The 18,715-nt window shown below is 60.0% G+C and carries 17 protein-coding genes; 12 read left to right on the top strand and 5 right to left on the bottom strand.

The annotated features are described in order from the left end of the window. Nucleotides 1-88 precede the first annotated feature (88 nt). The 4 genes from ACVWSC_RS21120 to phhA form a co-directional block, all read right to left on the bottom strand. Nucleotides 89-217 (bottom strand): hypothetical protein, encoded by a 129-nt coding sequence (locus ACVWSC_RS21120; RefSeq protein ID WP_442109015.1) that lies wholly within the window; start codon nucleotides 215-217, stop codon nucleotides 89-91. A gap of 218 nt (nucleotides 218-435) precedes the next feature. Then, nucleotides 436-1,629, bottom strand: a complete 1,194-nt coding sequence (locus tag ACVWSC_RS21115) for an amino acid aminotransferase (protein ID WP_442109014.1) — start codon at nucleotides 1,627-1,629, stop codon at nucleotides 436-438. Beyond that, entirely contained in the window at nucleotides 1,629-1,985 is a 357-nt protein-coding gene (locus ACVWSC_RS21110) for a 4a-hydroxytetrahydrobiopterin dehydratase (RefSeq protein ID WP_038613492.1), read from the bottom strand. Before ACVWSC_RS21110 ends, ACVWSC_RS21115 begins: the two co-directional genes overlap by 1 nt. Before the next feature lie 42 nt (nucleotides 1,986-2,027). Further along, entirely contained in the window at nucleotides 2,028-2,816 is a 789-nt protein-coding gene (phhA, locus tag ACVWSC_RS21105; protein WP_442109013.1) for a phenylalanine 4-monooxygenase, read from the bottom strand. Nucleotides 2,817-3,108: 292 nt separating this feature from the next. On the opposite strand from phhA, the gene ACVWSC_RS21100 reads away from it, so the two are divergent. Then, nucleotides 3,109-4,668: a sigma-54-dependent transcriptional regulator gene (locus ACVWSC_RS21100; RefSeq protein ID WP_442109012.1), complete on the top strand. Its 1,560-nt coding sequence runs from the start codon at nucleotides 3,109-3,111 to the stop codon at nucleotides 4,666-4,668. Nucleotides 4,669-4,780: 112 nt separating this feature from the next. Here the strand turns inward: ACVWSC_RS21100 and ACVWSC_RS21095 are convergent, their stop codons facing one another. After that, on the bottom strand, nucleotides 4,781-5,041 hold the full coding sequence (locus ACVWSC_RS21095; RefSeq protein ID WP_442109011.1) for a DUF2790 domain-containing protein: 261 nt from the start codon (nucleotides 5,039-5,041) through the stop codon (nucleotides 4,781-4,783). Nucleotides 5,042-5,445: 404 nt separating this feature from the next. On the opposite strand from ACVWSC_RS21095, the gene acs reads away from it, so the two are divergent. The 11 genes from acs to astB all read left to right on the top strand — a co-directional run bounded on the left by acs (nucleotide 5,446) and on the right by astB (nucleotide 18,714). Then, nucleotides 5,446-7,407 carry an acetate--CoA ligase gene (gene acs, locus ACVWSC_RS21090; RefSeq protein ID WP_442109010.1) on the top strand — a complete coding sequence of 654 codons (1,962 nt, stop codon included), beginning with the start codon at nucleotides 5,446-5,448 and terminating at the stop codon, nucleotides 7,405-7,407. A 531-nt stretch (nucleotides 7,408-7,938) separates the two neighbouring features. After that, on the top strand, nucleotides 7,939-8,724 hold the full coding sequence (locus ACVWSC_RS21085; RefSeq protein ID WP_442109009.1) for an ABC transporter substrate-binding protein: 786 nt from the start codon (nucleotides 7,939-7,941) through the stop codon (nucleotides 8,722-8,724). Nucleotides 8,725-8,813: 89 nt separating this feature from the next. After that, nucleotides 8,814-9,503, top strand: coding sequence for an ABC transporter permease (locus ACVWSC_RS21080; protein ID WP_442109008.1), 690 nt, complete (start codon nucleotides 8,814-8,816; stop codon nucleotides 9,501-9,503). Continuing rightward, nucleotides 9,500-10,198 (top strand): ABC transporter permease, encoded by a 699-nt coding sequence (locus tag ACVWSC_RS21075; protein WP_442109007.1) that lies wholly within the window; start codon nucleotides 9,500-9,502, stop codon nucleotides 10,196-10,198. The genes ACVWSC_RS21080 and ACVWSC_RS21075 overlap by 4 nt, the downstream gene beginning before the upstream one ends. 66 nt (nucleotides 10,199-10,264) lie before the next feature. After that, entirely contained in the window at nucleotides 10,265-11,029 is a 765-nt protein-coding gene (locus tag ACVWSC_RS21070) for an ABC transporter ATP-binding protein (RefSeq protein ID WP_133217360.1), read from the top strand. Nucleotides 11,030-11,127: 98 nt separating this feature from the next. Further along, nucleotides 11,128-12,108 carry a transcriptional regulator ArgR gene (gene argR, locus ACVWSC_RS21065; RefSeq protein WP_442109006.1) on the top strand — a complete coding sequence of 327 codons (981 nt, stop codon included), beginning with the start codon at nucleotides 11,128-11,130 and terminating at the stop codon, nucleotides 12,106-12,108. Nucleotides 12,109-12,401: 293 nt separating this feature from the next. Then, on the top strand, nucleotides 12,402-13,622 hold the full coding sequence (locus ACVWSC_RS21060; RefSeq protein ID WP_442109005.1) for an aspartate aminotransferase family protein: 1,221 nt from the start codon (nucleotides 12,402-12,404) through the stop codon (nucleotides 13,620-13,622). A 134-nt stretch (nucleotides 13,623-13,756) separates the two neighbouring features. After that, nucleotides 13,757-14,776, top strand: a complete 1,020-nt coding sequence (gene aruF / locus ACVWSC_RS21055) for an arginine/ornithine succinyltransferase subunit alpha (protein ID WP_133217357.1) — start codon at nucleotides 13,757-13,759, stop codon at nucleotides 14,774-14,776. 75 nt (nucleotides 14,777-14,851) lie between these two features. Next, nucleotides 14,852-15,877 (top strand): arginine N-succinyltransferase, encoded by a 1,026-nt coding sequence (astA, locus tag ACVWSC_RS21050; RefSeq protein ID WP_442109004.1) that lies wholly within the window; start codon nucleotides 14,852-14,854, stop codon nucleotides 15,875-15,877. Further along, nucleotides 15,877-17,340 carry a succinylglutamate-semialdehyde dehydrogenase gene (gene astD, locus ACVWSC_RS21045; RefSeq protein WP_442109003.1) on the top strand — a complete coding sequence of 488 codons (1,464 nt, stop codon included), beginning with the start codon at nucleotides 15,877-15,879 and terminating at the stop codon, nucleotides 17,338-17,340. Before astA ends, astD begins: the two co-directional genes overlap by 1 nt. Before the next feature lie 24 nt (nucleotides 17,341-17,364). After that, nucleotides 17,365-18,714 carry an N-succinylarginine dihydrolase gene (gene astB / locus ACVWSC_RS21040; RefSeq protein ID WP_442109002.1) on the top strand — a complete coding sequence of 450 codons (1,350 nt, stop codon included), beginning with the start codon at nucleotides 17,365-17,367 and terminating at the stop codon, nucleotides 18,712-18,714. Nucleotide 18,715 lies beyond the last annotated feature (1 nt).

The raw sequence follows: 18,715 nt of genomic DNA, 5'->3' as shown, positions 1-18,715 counted from the left end.
CGTCGGTGAGGATTCTTGACGGTGTGAAAACGAATAGACGGGGTAGTCCCTGCATCAGCCGTTTTCACACAGTCTGACTGTTGCGCGGTTATTCCTGGTCGGCGCTGGGGTTTTCGTCGCCGTCGTGGTCAGCCTGGGCTGCTTCGGCGCTGTGAGTGGCAGGTGTCTGCTCTTCTGGGTTCAGGCTTGGGAAGGGAAGATTCGGGATTTCATGCATCTCGTCGTTCCTCGCAAGTTGTGTGGAAAGGCTGCGCAAGGCGCGCGTGGCTTGTAAAAAGCCTGTGCAGGATACAGGAGTCTGGATGACAGTATGAATTTTCCTGCTTAGTGGCAGGTGAGAGGGCGGACTCACCCTGTAGGAGCGGGCTTGCCCCGCGATAGCGATTTGTCAGTCAGATCGCATCGCGGGGCAAGCCCGCCCTCACAGGATGTGGTTCAGCGGCAGACGTCAGCGATGGCTGCAGCCAGTGCACCCAGGCGGGTGGCATCGGCGCCAGCGATGTTCGCCCGGCCGGTACCGACCATGTACACGCTGTGCCGTTCACGCAGTTGCTTGACCTGCTCCGGCGACAGGCCGGTGTAGGAGAACATGCCGCGTTGCGCAGCAATGTGAGCAAAGCGTTCGCTCAAGCCGTGCGGCGCCAGTGCTTCGACCAGGCCGATACGCAGCTCGGCAATGCGCTGGCGCATGGCCTCGACTTCTTCGACCCACAACTGCTTGAGTGCGGCATCGCCAAGAATCAGGGCGACCACTGCGGCCCCGTGATCCGGCGGCGTCGACCACAGGTTGCGTGCCAGCCATGCCAGTTGGCTGCGTACATCCAGCAGCTTTTCGGCATCGTGGCTGCACACCAGCAGCGCGCCGGTGCGGTCGCGGTACAGACCGAAGTTCTTCGAGCAGGAGCTGGTGATCAGCAATTCGGGCAGTTCGGCGGCAAACAACCGCACCGCCCAGGCATCCTGTTCCAGGCCGTCACCAAAGCCTTGATAGGCGAAGTCGATCAGTGGCAGCAACTCGCGACGGCGAACCACTTCCAGCACTGCACGCCAGTCATCCTGAGACAGGTCGAAACCAGTCGGGTTGTGGCAGCAGGCATGCAGCAGCACCACGTCGCCCTTGGGTGCAGCTTCCAGGCTGGCCAACATACCGCCGACGTCGAGGCGGTTATCGGCACCGACGTAAGGGTAGTGGCTGACCTTGAGGCCGGCACCGGCGAAGATGGTTTCATGGATCGGCCAGGTCGGATTGCTCAACCAGATGCCACGGCCGGGCAGGCAGTGTGCAATGAACTCCGCCGCCAGGCGCAGGGCGCCGGTGCCACCCGGGGTTTGGGTGGCGCCGGCACGCTTGGCGGCCAGTACTGGTGACTGGCTGCCGAGCACCAGCTCGCTGATCAGGCGGCCGAAATCGGCATCGCCATGACCGCCGACGTAGCTTTTGCTGGACTGTTGGTCGAGCAGGCGCTGTTCGGCGAGTTTGACTGCAGCAGGGACCGGCGTCAGGCCCTGGGCGTCCTTGAATACGCCCACACCGAGATCGAACTTGTGCGGGTTACTGTCGTTGGCGTAAGCCTCCATCAGCCCCAGAATCGGATCGCCAGGTACGCGCTCAATCGCGCCGAAGTGCATTACTTGCGACCTTCGGCGGTTTTGGCGACCTCGTCGGTGCGCGCGGCCATGATGAAGTCGTTGCGGTGCAGGCCTTTGATCGAGTGGCTCCACCAGGTCACGGTGACTTTGCCCCACTCGGTCAGCAGGCCTGGGTGATGGCCTTCGGCTTCAGAGATCTCGCCAACAGCATTGGTGAAGGCCAGGGCGTGTTTGAAATTCTTGAACAGGAAGACTTTTTCCAGCTGCATGATGCCGTCGCGGACTTCGATGTTCCAATCCGGGATCTGCTTGATCAGTACCGGCAGTTCTTCATCGCTGACCTGTGGAGCATCGGCACGGCAGGCTTCGCAGTGGGCTTGGTTCAAGGCGTTCATAAGGTTTTCCGCAAGTGGTTTGTTATTGGTTTGCAAGGTGGCTCAGGCAGCAACCTTAGGTGGAAATTTCGGTGCGTGCAGGCCTATCTTCATCGCCGCGTGGACCATGCCCATGATGTCTTCGTGGGCCAGGTCGAACAGGCGCTTGAGGTTCGGCAGGGCAAAGTACAGTGGTTGCAGGATGTCGATGCGATATGGCGTGCGCATGGCTTCCAGCGGGTCGAAGGCCTGGTGCTCTGGCTCTTCAGACAAGCTGTACACAGTCTCTTTAGGTGAGGACAAGATGCCGCCACCGTAGATCTTGCGACCTTGTGGCGTGTCGACCAGGCCGAACTCGATGGTCATCCAGTAAAGACGGGCCAGGTATATACGTTCTTCTTTGGTCGCCTGCAGGCCGAGCTTGCCGTAGGTGTGGGTGAACTCGGCGAACCATGGGTTGGTCAGCAGCGGGCAGTGGCCGAAGATCTCGTGAAAAATGTCCGGTTCCTGCAGGTAGTCGAGCTCTTCTACGGTACGAATGAAGGTCGCAACCGGGAAGCGCTTGCTCGCCAGCAGTTCGAAAAAGGTTTGGAAGGGGATCAGCGCAGGCACGCGGGCAACTTGCCAGCCAGTGGTGGCGCCCAGCACTTTATTGATTTCGCCCAGCTGTGGGATGCGGTCGTGTGGCAAGCCCAGTTGTTCGATGCCGTCCAGGTATTCCTGGCATGCACGGCCCTCGATCACTTTCAGTTGGCGGGTAATCAGGGTGTTCCACACCGCATGTTCTTCTTGCGGGTAGTCGATAAACCCTTGCGCATCGGGCTCGCGAGCCACGTATTGCGTCTGTTTCATACTGCTCTCCTGCTGAGGGCCATTCTTGTTATGTGTTCAAGCCGTTGCTTAAGAGATAACCCGCAACGCGCTGTTTTGCATCGCTGCGACAGGGAGTAGGGCTGGCTAAACGGGGTGTTTTCTGTAACGATTATTTTACGAATTGGGCAAAAGGCTGAAATATCGAGGGGTAATCACCGTCGCTACGCCGCGTTTTGTCACGTAATCTTTACGGAAATTCTGCCGGATAAGCAAAAAGCTGTCTCCCCGGCAGCTGTTACGCCGCGTTCCAGACCTATTTGTAGGACATTTCATGCGTATCAAAGTGCATTGCCAAAACCGCATCGGCATCCTGCGTGACATCCTCAACCTGTTGGTGGAGTACGGCATCAACGTGGCCCGCGGTGAGGTGGGTGGCGAGCACGGCAATGCCATCTACCTGCATTGCCCCAACCTGATCAATCTGCAGTTTCAGGCCTTGCGCCCGAAATTTGAGTCGATTGCCGGGGTGTTCGGGGTCAAACGCGTGGGGCTGATGCCGAGCGAGCGGCGGCACATGGAACTCAATGCTTTGCTCGGGGCCCTGGATTTTCCGGTGCTGTCGATCGACATGGGTGGCTCCATCGTTGCGGCGAACCGGGCGGCGGCGCAGTTGCTCGGGGTGAGGGTGGACGAAGTGCCGGGCATCCCGCTGTCACGCTATGCCGAAGACTTTGATTTGCCTGAGCTGGTGCGCGCCAACAAGTCGCGTATCAATGGCCTGCGGGTCAAGGTCAAAGGTGATGTGTTCCTGGCCGATATTGCGCCACTGCAATCCGAGCACGACGACAGCGAAGCGCTGGCCGGGGCAGTGTTGACCCTGCACCGCGCGGACCGCATTGGTGAGCGCATCTACAACGTGCGCAAACAGGAGCTGCGCGGCTTTGACAGCATCTTCCAAAGTTCGCGGGTGATGGCGGCGGTGGTGCGCGAGGCGCGGCGTATGGCGCCATTGGACGCGCCACTGCTGATTGAGGGGGAGACCGGCACCGGCAAAGAGTTGCTGGCGCGTGCCTGTCACCTGGCCAGCCCGCGTGGGCAGGCGCCGTTGATGGCGCTCAATTGTGCCGGTTTGCCTGAGTCCATGGCTGAGACCGAGCTGTTCGGCTACGGTCCGGGGGCTTTCGAGGGCGCTCGGGCTGAAGGCAAGCTGGGGCTGCTGGAGTTGACGGCTGGCGGCACCCTGTTTCTCGACGGCGTGGGCGAGATGAGCCCGCGCTTGCAGGTCAAGTTGTTGCGCTTTCTGCAGGACGGCTGCTTTCGGCGGGTAGGCAGCGATGAAGAGGTGTACCTGGATGTACGGGTGATCTGTGCGACCCAGGTCGACTTGTCCGAGCTGTGCGCGCGCGGCGAGTTCCGTCAGGACCTTTACCACCGCCTTAACGTGCTGTCCCTGCATATTCCACCGTTGCGCGAATGCCTGGATGGCTTGCCACCGCTGGTCGAGCACTTTCTCGATCAGGCCAGCCGCCAGATCGGTTGCCCGTTGCCACGCCTGGCGCCAGCGGCAATGGAGCGTCTGAGTCAGTATCACTGGCCGGGTAACGTGCGCCAGTTGGAGAACGTGCTGTTTCAGGCGGTATCGCTGTGTGATGGCGGGGTGGTCAAAGTCGAACACATTCGTTTGCCCGACTATGGCGCGCGGCAACCGCTGGGCGAGTTTTCCCTGGAAGGTGATTTGGGCGAGATTGTCGGACGTTTCGAAAAAGCGGTGCTGGAACAATTGATGAGTGAGTTTCCAAGCAGCCGGGCGTTGGGTAAGCGCCTTGGTGTTTCACATACAACGATAGCCAACAAGTTGCGCGAACATGGAGTCGGCAAGTCGGCAGAATAACGGGATTAAAGTTTCAGGATTATTGAGGGTGGGTATAACAAAGGTGTCCTGAGTGTTTGAACCGCGCGCCCCGGTCAGGGTGATCGAGGCGCGGCGAGCGGTAATCGTTTGATTATCCGTTGGAGCAACCGTTGCCCATTACACGGTACTCAAGAATATGCCGTTGGCCCTGCGAGTCTTCATAGGTCATGCGCGCAGGCACCACTTCGCAGACGTTCGGGACTTCGCTCATGGAAATGACTTTGGCGATGTCCAGATGTTGCGAATAACTGTACTGTTCAACCGGAATCTGCTCGGCGCCACCGTTTGCAACTTCGTCGGCCAACGCCACGCTGCAAACACCGCCAAGTGCCAATACCAGTAAAGCTTTCATTTTCATTTTACCTGTCTAAGGTCGTAAGAGGGTGCGCGGCACTTGTGGCGCCGCGTGTACTACTAAAGTTCAACTATCACAGTTATCTCGGGATTAACGGCCTTCGTGGGGGCTGTTACAAGAAGTTAATCTCGATGCCGTTGCTGGCGGAGTGAATTTTAGGGGGCGGCGTCTAGCTGAAACAGATGACGTTTTGATAAACACTTTTAGCGAAAACTGTAACAATCGCTTACTTGGCGCGGCAGAAATATATTTTTTCCTGCGGGTGCCCGGTCTTGAGCCTGCGGTCAATTGCACGGGCGCAAATGAGCGTGGTGTTACTACCAACGTCGAATGGCCGGCGCGGTCTGGTACAGTTACAACGAGGTCATACAAAAACAACTATTACACCGAGGTAGATAAAGATGAGTGCGGCTCCCCTGTATCCCGTTCGTCCCGAGGTTGCGGCCACCACGCTGACTGATGAGGCGACCTACAAGGCCATGTACCAGCAGTCGGTGATCAACCCGGACGGCTTCTGGCGTGAGCAGGCGCAGCGCCTGGACTGGATCAAGCCCTTTACCAAGGTCAAGCAGACCTCCTTCGACGACCACCACGTCGATATCAAATGGTTTGCCGACGGCACTCTGAACGTCTCCTACAACTGCCTGGACCGCCACCTTGCCGAGCGTGGTGATCAACTGGCAATCATCTGGGAAGGTGATGACCCTTCCGAACACCGCAACATTACCTACCGCGAACTGCACGAACAGGTGTGCAAGTTTGCCAACGCCCTGCGCGGTCAGGATGTGCACCGGGGGGATGTGGTCACCATCTACATGCCGATGATTCCCGAGGCGGTTGTGGCCATGCTGGCCTGTGCCCGTATCGGTGCGATCCACTCGGTAGTGTTCGGTGGTTTCTCTCCTGAGGCATTGGCCGGGCGCATCATTGACTGTAAGTCGAAGGTGGTGATCACTGCTGATGAAGGCCTGCGCGGTGGCCGTCGTACGCCACTCAAGGCCAACGTCGACCTGGCCCTGACCAACCCGGAAACGGCCAGCGTGCAGAAGATCATCGTGTGCAAGCGCACCGGTGGCGACATTGCCTGGCACCAGCACCGCGACATCTGGTACGAAGACCTGATGAAGGTTGCTTCCAGCCATTGCGCGCCGAAAGAAATGGGTGCCGAAGAAGCGCTGTTCATCCTTTATACCTCCGGCTCTACCGGCAAGCCCAAGGGTGTGCTGCACACCACCGGTGGCTATCTGGTGTACGCCGCGCTGACCCACGAGCGGGTGTTCGACTACCGTCCGGGCGAGGTGTACTGGTGCACCGCGGATGTGGGCTGGGTTACCGGTCACAGTTACATTGTCTATGGCCCGCTGGCCAACGGTGCGACCACCTTGCTGTTTGAAGGTGTGCCGAACTACCCGGACATCACCCGGGTGTCGAAGATCATCGACAAGCACAAGGTCAATATTCTCTACACCGCGCCGACTGCCATTCGCGCAATGATGGCTGAAGGTCAGGCGGCAGTTGCCGGTGCTGATGGCTCCAGCCTGCGCTTGCTGGGCTCGGTGGGCGAGCCGATCAACCCGGAAGCCTGGAACTGGTACTACCAGACCGTCGGCAAGCAGCGCTGCCCGATCGTGGATACCTGGTGGCAAACCGAAACCGGAGGCGTGCTGATCAGCCCGCTGCCAGGGGCTACCGCGCTCAAGCCGGGTTCGGCAACGCGTCCATTCTTCGGTGTGGTGCCGGCGCTGGTCGACAACCTGGGTAACCTGATTGACGGCCCCGCTGAAGGCAACCTGGTGATTCTCGATTCCTGGCCGGGCCAGTCGCGTTCGCTGTACGGCGACCACGATCGTTTCGTTGATACCTACTTCAAGACCTTCCGTGGCATGTACTTCACCGGTGACGGCGCGCGTCGCGACGAAGACGGCTACTACTGGATCACGGGGCGTGTGGATGACGTGCTTAACGTTTCCGGGCACCGCATGGGTACCGCCGAAATCGAAAGCGCCATGGTTGCCCACCCGAAAGTGGCCGAGGCTGCGGTGGTGGGTGTGCCGCACGACATCAAAGGGCAGGGCATCTACGTATACGTCACCCTCAATGGTGGTGAAGAGCCAAGCGAAGCGCTGCGTCTTGAGTTGAAGAACTGGGTGCGCAAAGAGATTGGCCCGATTGCCTCGCCGGATGTCATCCAGTGGGCGCCAGGTTTGCCGAAGACCCGTTCAGGCAAAATCATGCGGCGTATCCTGCGCAAGATTGCTACTGCTGAGTACGATGCGCTGGGAGATATCTCGACCCTGGCTGATCCGAGTGTGGTGCAGCATTTGATCGATACGCACAAGTCGATGAATCTGGCTTCGGCCTGATCAAGCATCGCGGGGCAAGCCCGCTCCCACAGAGTAGATCCTGTAGGAGCGGGCTTGCCCCGCGAAAAGAGCCCCGCAATGCGGGGCTTTGTGCATTCTGTTACTTCGACAATCATCGGTAACCTTAACTGTCACCGCCTAAGCTCAGTAACGGGGCGTAGGGAAACGTTTCGCCCGCAATCAGTGCAACCTCGCCACCGATTTAAACAAGCTGAAACGCTACGCTTGCCGGATTAGAAGGCTTTGCCAATAATAGGCCCGCTTATTGCTTCGTTGATTGGTTATTTGTCTTTTTGCTTTTGCATATTCCGTGAAATCTGTCAATATCCCCGCCCCCGCGTTCCTGCGCTTCTGTAACTAGTTGTCGCATTGAAGAAATATCGGCTTCGGTGCTGTCGCTAAAATGCCGATCACTCGCTCGTGGTGTTGTCAGCCCTTTTGACTACGCTTCGCAGCTCGCGTTGTACCCATTCGCGAATCAGGTGGCTGTTATCCGTTGCCTGGTATTGCCCTTTACCGATGGAGTTCCAGATGAAGAAACTCGCACTGCTTGGCGCACTGGCGCTGTCCGTGTTTTCCCTGGCATCGCTGGCTGATGAGAAACCGCTGAAAATCGGTATCGAGGCCGCCTACCCACCGTTCGCCTCGAAAGCCCCCGATGGCAGCATCGTCGGCTTCGACTACGACATCGGCAACGCCCTGTGCGAAGAGATGAAGGTCAAGTGCACCTGGGTCGAGCAAGAATTCGATGGCCTGATCCCGGCGCTGAAAGTGCGCAAGATCGACGCCATCCTGTCGTCCATGTCGATCACTGAAGATCGCAAGAAGTCCGTGGACTTCACCGGTAAGTACTACCTGACTCCAGCGCGTCTGGTGATGAAGGAAGGCACCACCGTCAGCGACAACCTGGCTGAGCTCAAGGGCAAGAAAATCGGTGTGCAGCGCGGTTCGATCCACGACCGTTTCGCCAAGGAAGTCCTGGCTCCGCAAGGCGCGACCATCGTTCCTTACGGCACTCAGAACGAAATCTACCTGGACGTAGCTGCCGGTCGCCTGGATGGCACCGTTGCCGATGCTACGCTGCTTGAAGATGGCTTCCTCAAAACTGACGCGGGCAAAGGCTTTGCCTTCGTTGGCCCATCCTTCACTGACGTGAAGTACTTCGGTGACGGCGTCGGCATTGCCGTACGCAAGGGCGACAAAGCCAACCTGGATCGTCTGAACGCTGCCATCGCGGCCATCCGCGCCAACGGCAAGTACAAGCAGATTCAGGACAAGTACTTCAACTTCGACATTTACGGCCCTGAAGCCAAGTAAATATCGACGTTTCACCTGTGTAATGGTGCAAGCAGCAGAGACTCTGAGGTTTGCACCATTTTTTCATCCCTAAGGTCGAGGACCTCATCATGTTGAAAGGCTACGGGGCAGTTATCCTCGACGGCGTGTGGCTAACGCTGCAGCTTGCCTTGTCGTCCATGGCCCTGGCCATTGTACTCGGTCTTATCGGTGTGGCCCTGCGCCTGTCGCCAGTGCGCTGGCTGGCCTGGCTGGGCGATCTGTACTCCACGGTGATCCGCGGAATTCCCGATCTGGTGCTGATTTTGCTGATTTTCTACGGCGGTCAGGACCTGCTCAACCGTGTGGCGCCGCTGCTCGGTTATGACGATTACATCGATCTCAATCCGCTGGCGGCGGGTGTCGGTACCCTGGGCTTTATTTTCGGTGCCTACCTTTCGGAAACCTTCCGTGGCGCGTTCATGGCCATTCCCAAGGGTCAGGCCGAAGCCGGTGTGGCGTATGGCATGAGCAGCTTTCAAGTGTTCTTCCGGGTCATGGTGCCGCAGATGATCCGCCTGGCGATTCCAGGCTTTACCAACAACTGGCTGGTCCTGACCAAGGCCACGGCACTGATTTCGGTGGTCGGCCTGCAGGACATGATGTTCAAGGCTAAGCAGGCGGCGGATGCCACGCGTGAGCCTTTTACCTTCTACCTGGCGGTCGCAGCCCTGTACCTGGTGATTACCAGCGTCTCGCTGCTGGCCCTGCGTTACCTTGAGAAGCGCTACTCGGTTGGCGTAAGGGCGGCTGAACTATGATTTTTGACTACAACGTCATCTGGGAAGCAATGCCGCTGTACCTGAGCGGACTGCTGACCACCCTCAAGTTGCTGGCGCTATCGCTGTTCTTTGGATTGTTGACGGCTATTCCGCTGGGGCTGATGCGGGTGTCGAAGCAACCATTGGTCAACCTGATCGCTTGGCTCTACACCTATGTGATTCGTGGCACGCCGATGCTGGTGCAGCTGTTCCTGATCTACTACGGCTTGGCGCAATTCGAGGCGGTACGCGAGAGCTTCCTGTGGCCGTGGCTGTCGAGCGCCACCTTCTGTGCGTGCCTGGCGTTTGCCATCAACACCAGCGCCTACACCGCAGAAATCATCGCCGGTAGCCTGCGCGCTACACCGCATGGCGAGATTGAAGCGGCCAAGGCGGTGGGGATGTCGCGGATCAAGATGTACCGCCGCATTCTGCTGCCCTCGGCGCTGCGCCGTGCGCTGCCGCAGTACAGCAATGAAGTGATCATGATGTTGCAGACCACCAGCCTGGCGTCGATCGTTACCCTGATCGACATCACCGGCGCGGCGCGCACCGTCAATGCCCAGTACTACCTGCCGTTCGAAGCCTACATCACCGCCGGCCTGTTCTACCTGTGCCTGACGTTCATTCTGGTGCGCCTGTTCAAGCTGGCCGAGCGGCGTTGGCTCGGCTACATGGCGCCGCGCAAGGCCTGAGGCCTGCGGTAACTTTTTTGCCCTGGGCGTTAGCTCAAGACTGACAGCTTTGTGAGAACCGACAGCATGTACAAACTTCAAGTCCAAGACCTGCATAAACGCTATGGCAGCCACGAAGTGCTCAAGGGCGTGTCCCTGGCGGCAAAAGCGGGCGACGTGATCAGCATTATCGGCTCCAGCGGTTCGGGCAAGAGTACTTTCCTGCGCTGCATCAACCTGCTTGAGCAGCCGCATGCCGGCAAGATTCTGCTCAACAACGAAGAGCTCAAGCTGGTGGCGAACAAGGATGGCGCGCTCAAGGCGGCCGATCCCAAGCAGTTGCAGCGCATGCGTTCGCGCCTGTCGATGGTGTTCCAGCACTTCAACCTGTGGTCGCACATGACTGCACTGGAAAACATCATCGAAGCACCGGTGCATGTGCTGGGCATGTCGAAGAAAGATGCGCTGGAAAAAGCCGAGCACTACCTGGCCAAGGTTGGTGTAGCGCATCGCAAGGACGCCTACCCTGGGCACATGTCCGGTGGTGAGCAGCAGCGTGTGGCGATTGCCCGTGCGCTGGCCATGGAGCCGGAAGTCATGCTGTTTGATGAGCCGACTTCGGCGCTCGACCCGGAGCTGGTGGGTGACGTGCTCAAGGTCATGCAGTCGCTGGCTCAGGAAGGCCGCACCATGGTGGTAGTGACCCACGAAATGGGCTTTGCCCGCGAGGTGTCGAACCAATTGGTGTTCCTGCACAAGGGGCTGGTGGAGGAGAGCGGTAACCCGCGTGAGGTCCTGGTCAACCCGCAATCCGAGCGTCTGCAGCAGTTCCTGTCGGGCAGCCTGAAGTAAGATTGCCGTATTGCACCAAAATGGGTCATGCTGCGAATCATTCGCAGCCTGACCAGGCTTTATCTTGTTGACCTCTCTCAGGTTTCGGACCGCACCCCATGACCACCCAACGCATCGGTTTTCTCATCTGGCCCAGCACCAAAGCACTGACCCTGGCGCTGGCCGAAGAGGTTTTGCGGGTAGCTCAGCGCGTGCATCCAGAGGTGGTCTACGAATTGTCGTTCCTGCAGGCCGAACCCGCGGCCGAAGGTGCCTGGCGCTTGCCGGGTGAGCCGTGGGCGGGGCGTCTCGAAGGGTGCCATAAGCTGTTTTTGCTTGCCGATGAGCCGCCACAGGCGGTGGCGTCGGGGTTGGCCAGTTCGCTCAAGCAGCTGGCGCGTGCCGGTTGTGTGGTCGGTGGTCTGTCGGCGGGTGTTTATCCGCTGGCTCAGTTGGGCTTGTTGGATGGTTACCGCGCAGCAGTGCACTGGCGTTGGCAGGATGACTTTGCCGAGCGCTTCCCCAAGGTCATCGCCACCAGCCATCTGTTTGACTGGGATCGTGATCGTCTGACGGCGTGTGGCGGCATGTCGGTGATCGATTTGTTGCTGGCAGTATTGGCTCGGGATCATGGCGCAGAGCTGGCCGGAGCGGTGTCGGAAGAGTTGGTGGTCGAGCGCATTCGTGAGGGTGGCGAGCGTCAACGTATTCCGCTGCAGAATCGTCTGGGCTCGAGCCATCCGAAGCTGACCCAGGCCGTGCTGCTGATGGAAGCCAATATTGAAGAACCGTTGACCACCGACGAAATTGCCCAGCATGTCTGTGTGTCGCGGCGTCAGTTGGAGCGGATCTTCAAGCAGTACCTCAATCGCGTGCCGAGTCAGTATTACCTTGAGCTGCGCCTGAACAAGGCGCGGCAGATGCTGATGCAAACCAGCAAGTCGATCATTCAGATTGGCTTGTCGTGCGGCTTTTCGTCGGGGCCGCACTTCTCCAGCGCGTACCGCAACTTCTTTGGTGCAACGCCACGGGAAGATCGCAACCAGCGACGTAGCAGCAGCCCCTTCGAATTGTCCTCGGTACCCGCCGAGCGCGGCTGATCCAACGGTCCTGCTCATCCTCTGTGGGAGCGGGCTTGCCCCGCGATAGCGGTGTGTCCGATTGATCCCAATCGCGGGGCAAGCCCGCTCCTACAGAGTTTCCCACTCATTCCCCGCACCGTTTAAACTGCGCCTTTGCGACCCTATTTGTCGCATTGCCGAAAGCCTTGGTAAAACAGGGTTTGGCGCTATAAGAAGTTGTCGCTTGGCGGCAATGTCGGGCGCCAATCTGTCCTTACAATCCCCCCATCGCTCGCCAGTTCCAGGCAGGCGTTCCTCTTCAGGAGACTCCGATGTCCGTTGAGCAAGCTCCGGTGCAACGCGCCGATTTCGACCAGGTAATGGTCCCCAATTACGCACCGGCGGCTTTTATCCCCGTTCGTGGTGCGGGCTCCCGAGTCTGGGATCAGTCGGGCCGCGAGCTGATCGACTTCGCGGGCGGGATCGCCGTGAACGTTTTGGGGCACGCACACCCGGCGCTGGTCGGCGCACTGACCGAACAGGCCAATAAGCTGTGGCACGTGTCGAACGTGTTCACCAACGAACCGGCCCTGCGCCTGGCGCACAAGCTGGTCGATGCCACCTTTGCCGAGCGCGCGTTCTTCTGCAACTCCGGCGCTGAAGCCAACGAGGCTGCCTTCAAGCTGGCCCGTCGTGTCGCCCACGACCGTTTCGGCCCGGAAAAGCACGAAATCATCGCCACCGTTAACAGCTTCCACGGTCGTACCCTGTTCACCGTGAGCGTCGGCGGTCAGCCGAAGTACTCCGACGGTTTCGGCCCGAAGATCACCGGTATCAGCCATGTGCCGTACAACGATCTGGAAGCGCTGAAGGCGCAGATCTCCGACAAGACCTGCGCGGTGGTGATCGAGCCGATCCAGGGTGAGAGCGGTGTAGTTCCGGCCGATATCGCCTACCTGCAAGGTGCCCGTGAGCTGTGCGACAAGCACAACGCGCTGCTGATTTTCGACGAAGTGCAAACGGGTGTTGGCCGTACCGGTGAGCTGTTCGCCTATATGCACTACGGCGTAACCCCAGACATCCTGTCCAGCGCCAAGAGCCTGGGCGGCGGCTTCCCGATCGGCGCCATGCTGACCACCGAAGCCCTGGCCAAGCACCTGACCGTTGGCACCCACGGCACTACCTACGGCGGTAACCCGCTGGCGTGTGCTGTCGCCAATGCCGTGCTGGACGTGGTCAACACCCCTGAGGTGCTGGCGGGCGTCAAGGCCAAGCATCAGAAGTTCAAGGCTCGCCTGGAGCAGATCGGCGAGAAGTACGGCCTGTTCACCCAAGTGCGTGGTGTTGGCCTGCTGATTGGCTGCGTGTTGTCCGATGCCTGGAAAGGCAAGGCCAAAGACGTGTTCAACGCTGCCGAAAAAGAAGGCCTGATGGTGCTGCAGGCTGGCCCGGACGTGGTGCGTTTGGCCCCGAGCCTGGTGGTTGAAGATGCCGATATCGATGAAGGTCTGGATCGTTTCGAGCGCGCTGCGGCAACCCTGACCCAGGCCTGATAGGCGCCTGCGGTCCTTTCGCCGGCCCTGGGGGGCCGGTGAATCCGAATTTCAGAGCACGTGCCTGGTGGGCGCTTGCTGTTTTTTTTCTGTGCCGGCAGTGGCTGGCCTGTTTTCCCGAAAGGAGTGACACCATGCTGGTGATGCGCCCCGCGCAAATGGCTGATCTGGGCGAAGTACAGCGTCTGGCAGCGGACAGCCCCATCGGTGTCACGTCCTTGCCGGATGATGCCGGTCGTCTGAGCGACAAGATCGCCGCCTCGGAGACGTCGTTCGCAGCCGAGGTCAGTTTCAATGGCGAAGAAAGTTACTTCTTCGTGCTCGAAGACAGTGATACCGGCAAGCTGGTTGGCTGCTCGGCGATTGTCGCTTCGGCCGGTTATTCCGAGCCGTTCTACAGCTTTCGTAACGAGACCTTTGTGCATGCTTCGCGCGAGTTGAAGATCCACAACAAGATCCACGTGCTTTCGCAGTGCCATGACCTCACCGGCAACAGCCTGTTGACCAGCTTCTACGTGTTGCCAGAGCTGGTCGGCACCGGTTGGTCGGAGCTCAATTCCCGCGGCCGCCTGCTGTTCATGGCGGCGCACCCGGAGCGTTTCGCTGATTCGGTGGTGACCGAAATCGTCGGTTACAGCGATGAAAGCGGCGACTCGCCGTTCTGGGACGCCATCGGGCGTAACTTCTTCGACCTCAACTATGCCGAGGCCGAGCGCTTGTGTGGCCTCAAGAGCCGGACCTTCCTGGCTGAACTGATGCCGCATTACCCGATCTACGTACCGCTGCTGCCGGACGCCGCGCAAGAGGCCATGGGCCAGGTGCATCCGCGCGCGCAGATTACCTTCGACATCCTGATGCGCGAAGGCTTCGAGACCGATCACTACATCGACATTTTCGACGGCGGCCCGACCTTGCATGCGCGGGTGTCGAGCATCCGTTCCATCGCCCAGAGCCGTGTGGTGCCGGTCAAGCTCGACAGCACCGTGGTCAAAGGCGGGCGGCCTTACCTGGTTTGCAATGGCCAGTTGCAGGATTACCGCGCGGTACTGCTGGAGCTGGATTGGGTGCCGGGTAAGCCGGTGACCCTGAGTCTTGAAGCGGCCGAAGCCCTGGGCGTCGGTGAGGGCGCCAGTGTGCGTCTGGTAGCGGTTTGATCCCTGCGGTTCGATAACCGAGCACCCCAGGTCGAGTTTTGCGGCAGGCCAAAGGCCGCCGCCCGAGGAGATAGCATGATCGTTCGTCCCGTACGCAGCAGCGATTTACCTGCGCTGATCGAGTTGGCGCGCAGCACCGGCACCGGCCTGACCACCTTGCCGGCCAACGAGGAGCGCCTGTCGCACCGGGTCGGCTGGGCTGAGAAGACCTTCCGTGGCGAAGCTGAGCGCGGTGACGCAGACTACTTGTTCGTGCTGGAAAACGACGAAGGCGTGGTGGTCGGTATTTCCGCCATTGCCGGTGCCGTCGGCTTGCGTGAGCCTTGGTACAACTACCGGGTCGGTCTGACGGTCAGTGCCTCCCAGGAACTGAACATCTACCGGGAGATCCCCACGCTGTTTCTGGCCAACGACCTGACCGGCAATTCCGAGCTGTGCTCGTTGTTCCTGCGCAGCGACTATCGCACCGGCCTCAATGGCCGCCTGCTGGCCAAGGCGCGTTTGCTGTTCATTGCCGAGTTTGCCGAACTGTTCGGCAACAAGATCATTGCCGAAATGCGTGGCATGTCGGATGAGCAGGGGCGTTCACCGTTCTGGGAAAGCCTGGGGCGGCACTTCTTCAAAATGGAGTTCAGCCAGGCTGACTACCTGACCGGTGTTGGCAACAAGGCGTTCATCGCCGAGCTGATGCCCAAGTTTCCGCTGTACACCTGCTTCCTTTCCGAGGATGCGCGCAGCGTGATCGGGCGTGTTCATACCGACACCGAGCCTGCGCTGGCGATGCTCAAGGGTGAAGGTTTCAGCTACCAGGGCTATGTCGACATCTTCGACGCAGGCCCGGCGGTGGAATGCGAAACCAGCAAGATTCGTGCGGTGCACGACAGCCAGGCCCTGGTGCTGGCAGTCGGCACGCCAGGCGACGACGCCACGCCGTTCATCATTCATAACCGTAAGCGCGAAGAGTGCCGCATCACCGCGGCACCGGCGCGCCTGGCGGCCGGTACCCTGGTGGTCGATCCGTTGACTGCAAAACGCCTGCGCCTGAGCGCCGGTGATCAGGTGCGTGCCGTGCCGCTGTCTGCCGCCCGGGAGGCCAAGTAATGACGACTCACTATATCGCCGGCCATTGGCAGGCAGGGCAGGGCGAGGCGCTGCAGTCGCTGAACCCGGTCAGCCAACAGGTTATCTGGCAAGGCCAGGGCGCCAACGCCGCCCAGGTCGACAGCGCTGTTCGGGCCGCGCGCCAGGCCTTTGCAGGCTGGGCGTTGCAGTCGCTGGAGGCGCGCATCAGCGTGCTGGAAGCCTTCGCCGCAGCGCTCAAGGCTAACGCTGACGCACTTGCCCACTGCATCGGTGAAGAAACCGGTAAACCACTGTGGGAAGCCGCTACCGAAGTGACCAGCATGGTCAACAAGGTTGCCATTTCCGTGCAGAGCTACCGCGAACGTACCGGTGAGAAAAGCGGCCCGCTGGCCGATGCCACCGCAGTGCTGCGCCACAAACCGCATGGTGTGGTGGCGGTGTTCGGCCCTTACAACTTCCCCGGCCACCTGCCCAATGGGCACATCGTTCCGGCGTTGCTGGCCGGTAACACGGTGGTGTTCAAGCCGAGCGAGCTGACCCCCAAGGTCGCCGAGCTGACCGTCAAATGCTGGATTGAGGCCGGCCTGCCGGCGGGCGTGCTGAACCTGGTTCAGGGCGCCCGTGAAACCGGTGTGGCGCTGGCCGCCAACCCAGGCATCGATGGGCTGTTCTTCACCGGCTCCAGCCGTACCGGCAACCTGTTGCACCAGCAGTTCGCCGGTCGCCCGGACAAGATCCTGGCGCTGGAAATGGGCGGCAACAACCCGCTGGTCGTCGATGAGGTCAAAGACCTCGATGCGGCGGTCTACACCATCATCCAGTCGGCCTTCATTTCCGCCGGTCAGCGTTGCACCTGCGCGCGTCGCCTGTTGGTGCCACAAGGCGCATGGGGCGATTCGTTGCTCACGCGTCTGGTTGAAGTGTGCAAAACCATCTCGGTTGGTGCCTTCGATCAACAGCCTGCGCCGTTCATGGGCTCGGTGGTTTCCCTGGCCGCAGCCAAGGCCTTGCTCGATGCTCAGGCGCAGTTGCTGGCTAATGGTGCGGTGTCGTTGCTGACAATGACCCAGCCGCAAGCCTCTGCGGCGTTGCTGACGCCAGGTATTGTCGATGTGACGGCGGTAGCCGACCGCCCAGACGAAGAATTCTTTGGTCCGCTGCTGCAGGTTATCCGCTACAGCGATTTCGATGCGGCCATCGCCGAGGCCAACAACACCCAGTACGGCCTTGCGGCCGGCTTGTTGTCCGACTCTCATGCACGCTACCAGTACTTCTGGCTGCAAAGCCGTGCCGGCATCGTCAACTGGAACAAGCAGCTGACCGGTGCGGCCAGCAGTGCACCCTTTGGCGGTGTGGGTGCCAGCGGTAACCACCGTGCCAGTGCCTATTACGCAGCCGACTATTGCGCTTACCCGGTAGCCTCGCTGGAGACCGCCAGCCTGACCCTGCCTGCCACGCTGACGCCAGGCGTCTCCCTATAACAAAAGGTCCACGGAGCCTTGCCGATGAAATCGTTTGAAGTGAACTTTGATGGTCTGGTGGGACCGACGCATAACTACGGCGGGCTGTCTTACGGCAACGTTGCTTCGCAAAGCAACAGCCAGCAGGGCTCTAACCCGCGCGAAGCAGCGCGTCAGGGCCTGGCGAAGATGAAAGCGCTGATGGAAATGGGCTTCCAGCAAGGCGTCCTTGCTCCGCAGGAGCGCCCGGATGTGGCTGCACTGCGCCGTCTGGGTTTCTCGGGTAGCGACGCCGAGGTGATTCAGCGTGCCGCCAAAGAGGCGATGCCGTTGCTGGTCGCCAGTTGCTCGGCATCGAGCATGTGGGTCGCCAACGCTGCGACGGTCAGCCCGAGTGCTGATACCGCCGACGGCCGTGTGCATTTCACCGCGGCCAACCTGAACTGCAAGTACCACCGCAGCATCGAACACCCGACCACCAGCCGCGTGCTGGGCGCGATGTTCGCCGACAGCAAGCATTTTGCGCATCACGCCGCGTTGCCCGCGGTGGCACAGTTCGGTGATGAAGGCGCGGCCAACCACACGCGTTTTTGCCGTAGCTACGGCGAGGCCGGGGTTGAGTTTTTCGTGTATGGCCGCAGTGCATTCGACACCCGTTACCCGGCCCCGCAGAAGTACCCGGCCCGCCAGACCCTTGAGGCTTCCCAGGCCGTCGCGCGCCTGCATGGGCTGAGCGAAGAGGGCGTTGTCTATGCTCAGCAGAACCCTGCCGTGATCGACCAGGGGGTGTTTCACAATGATGTGATCGCCGTGGGCAACGGCGAGGTGCTGTTCTATCACGAAGATGCCTTCCTCGAGACCGAGGCAATGCTTGGCCAACTGCAAGCTAAACTGGCTAAACGGGGCGGTAACTTCAAGGCGATCTGTGTACCGCGCTCGGCTGTCACGGTGGAGGACGCAGTGCGTTCCTACCTGTTCAACAGCCAGCTGTTGTCCCGTGCCGATGGTTCGATGCTGCTGATCGTGCCGGAAGAGTGCCGCAACAACGAGCGGGTCTGGGCTTACCTGTCGAGCCTGACTGCTTCTGGCGGTCCGGTTACCGAGGTCAAGGTTTTCGACCTCAAGCAGAGCATGCAGAACGGCGGTGGCCCGGCGTGCCTGCGGTTGCGCGTCGCACTCAACGAAACTGAACTGGCAGCGGTCAATCCAGGGGTTATCATGACGGCGCCGCTGTACGACACCCTGACCCAGTGGGTCGACAAGCACTACCGCGACCGCCTGAGCGAATCCGACCTAGCGGACCCGCAGCTGTTGCTCGAATGTCGTACGGCACTGGATGAACTGACCCAGATCCTCAAACTGGGTTCGGTCTATCCGTTCCAACTCCAACCTTGAG

This window comes from Pseudomonas sp. NUPR-002 (assembly GCF_056322725.1).
Note: the sequence above shows the minus strand (reverse complement) of the source record. Positions and strands in the feature narration are given on the sequence as shown.

Excerpts from the sequence above, each read along its gene's own strand:
- ACVWSC_RS21095 (WP_442109011.1), bottom strand. The coding sequence starts at position 5,041 with ATGAAAGCTTTACTGGTATTGGCACTTGGCGGTGTTTGCAGCGTGGCG.
- ACVWSC_RS21060 (WP_442109005.1), top strand. The coding sequence starts at position 12,402 with ATGTCCGTTGAGCAAGCTCCGGTGCAACGCGCCGATTTCGACCAGGTA.
- ACVWSC_RS21110 (WP_038613492.1), bottom strand. The coding sequence starts at position 1,985 with ATGAACGCCTTGAACCAAGCCCACTGCGAAGCCTGCCGTGCCGATGCT.
- astA (WP_442109004.1), top strand. The coding sequence starts at position 14,852 with ATGATCGTTCGTCCCGTACGCAGCAGCGATTTACCTGCGCTGATCGAG.
- ACVWSC_RS21100 (WP_442109012.1), top strand. The coding sequence starts at position 3,109 with ATGCGTATCAAAGTGCATTGCCAAAACCGCATCGGCATCCTGCGTGAC.
- ACVWSC_RS21115 (WP_442109014.1), bottom strand. The coding sequence starts at position 1,629 with ATGCACTTCGGCGCGATTGAGCGCGTACCTGGCGATCCGATTCTGGGG.
- aruF (WP_133217357.1), top strand. The coding sequence starts at position 13,757 with ATGCTGGTGATGCGCCCCGCGCAAATGGCTGATCTGGGCGAAGTACAG.
- astD (WP_442109003.1), top strand. The coding sequence starts at position 15,877 with ATGACGACTCACTATATCGCCGGCCATTGGCAGGCAGGGCAGGGCGAG.
- argR (WP_442109006.1), top strand. The coding sequence starts at position 11,128 with ATGACCACCCAACGCATCGGTTTTCTCATCTGGCCCAGCACCAAAGCA.
- astB (WP_442109002.1), top strand. The coding sequence starts at position 17,365 with ATGAAATCGTTTGAAGTGAACTTTGATGGTCTGGTGGGACCGACGCAT.
- acs (WP_442109010.1), top strand. The coding sequence starts at position 5,446 with ATGAGTGCGGCTCCCCTGTATCCCGTTCGTCCCGAGGTTGCGGCCACC.
- ACVWSC_RS21070 (WP_133217360.1), top strand. The coding sequence starts at position 10,265 with ATGTACAAACTTCAAGTCCAAGACCTGCATAAACGCTATGGCAGCCAC.
- ACVWSC_RS21075 (WP_442109007.1), top strand. The coding sequence starts at position 9,500 with ATGATTTTTGACTACAACGTCATCTGGGAAGCAATGCCGCTGTACCTG.
- ACVWSC_RS21120 (WP_442109015.1), bottom strand. The coding sequence starts at position 217 with ATGCATGAAATCCCGAATCTTCCCTTCCCAAGCCTGAACCCAGAAGAG.
- ACVWSC_RS21080 (WP_442109008.1), top strand. The coding sequence starts at position 8,814 with ATGTTGAAAGGCTACGGGGCAGTTATCCTCGACGGCGTGTGGCTAACG.
- phhA (WP_442109013.1), bottom strand. The coding sequence starts at position 2,816 with ATGAAACAGACGCAATACGTGGCTCGCGAGCCCGATGCGCAAGGGTTT.
- ACVWSC_RS21085 (WP_442109009.1), top strand. The coding sequence starts at position 7,939 with ATGAAGAAACTCGCACTGCTTGGCGCACTGGCGCTGTCCGTGTTTTCC.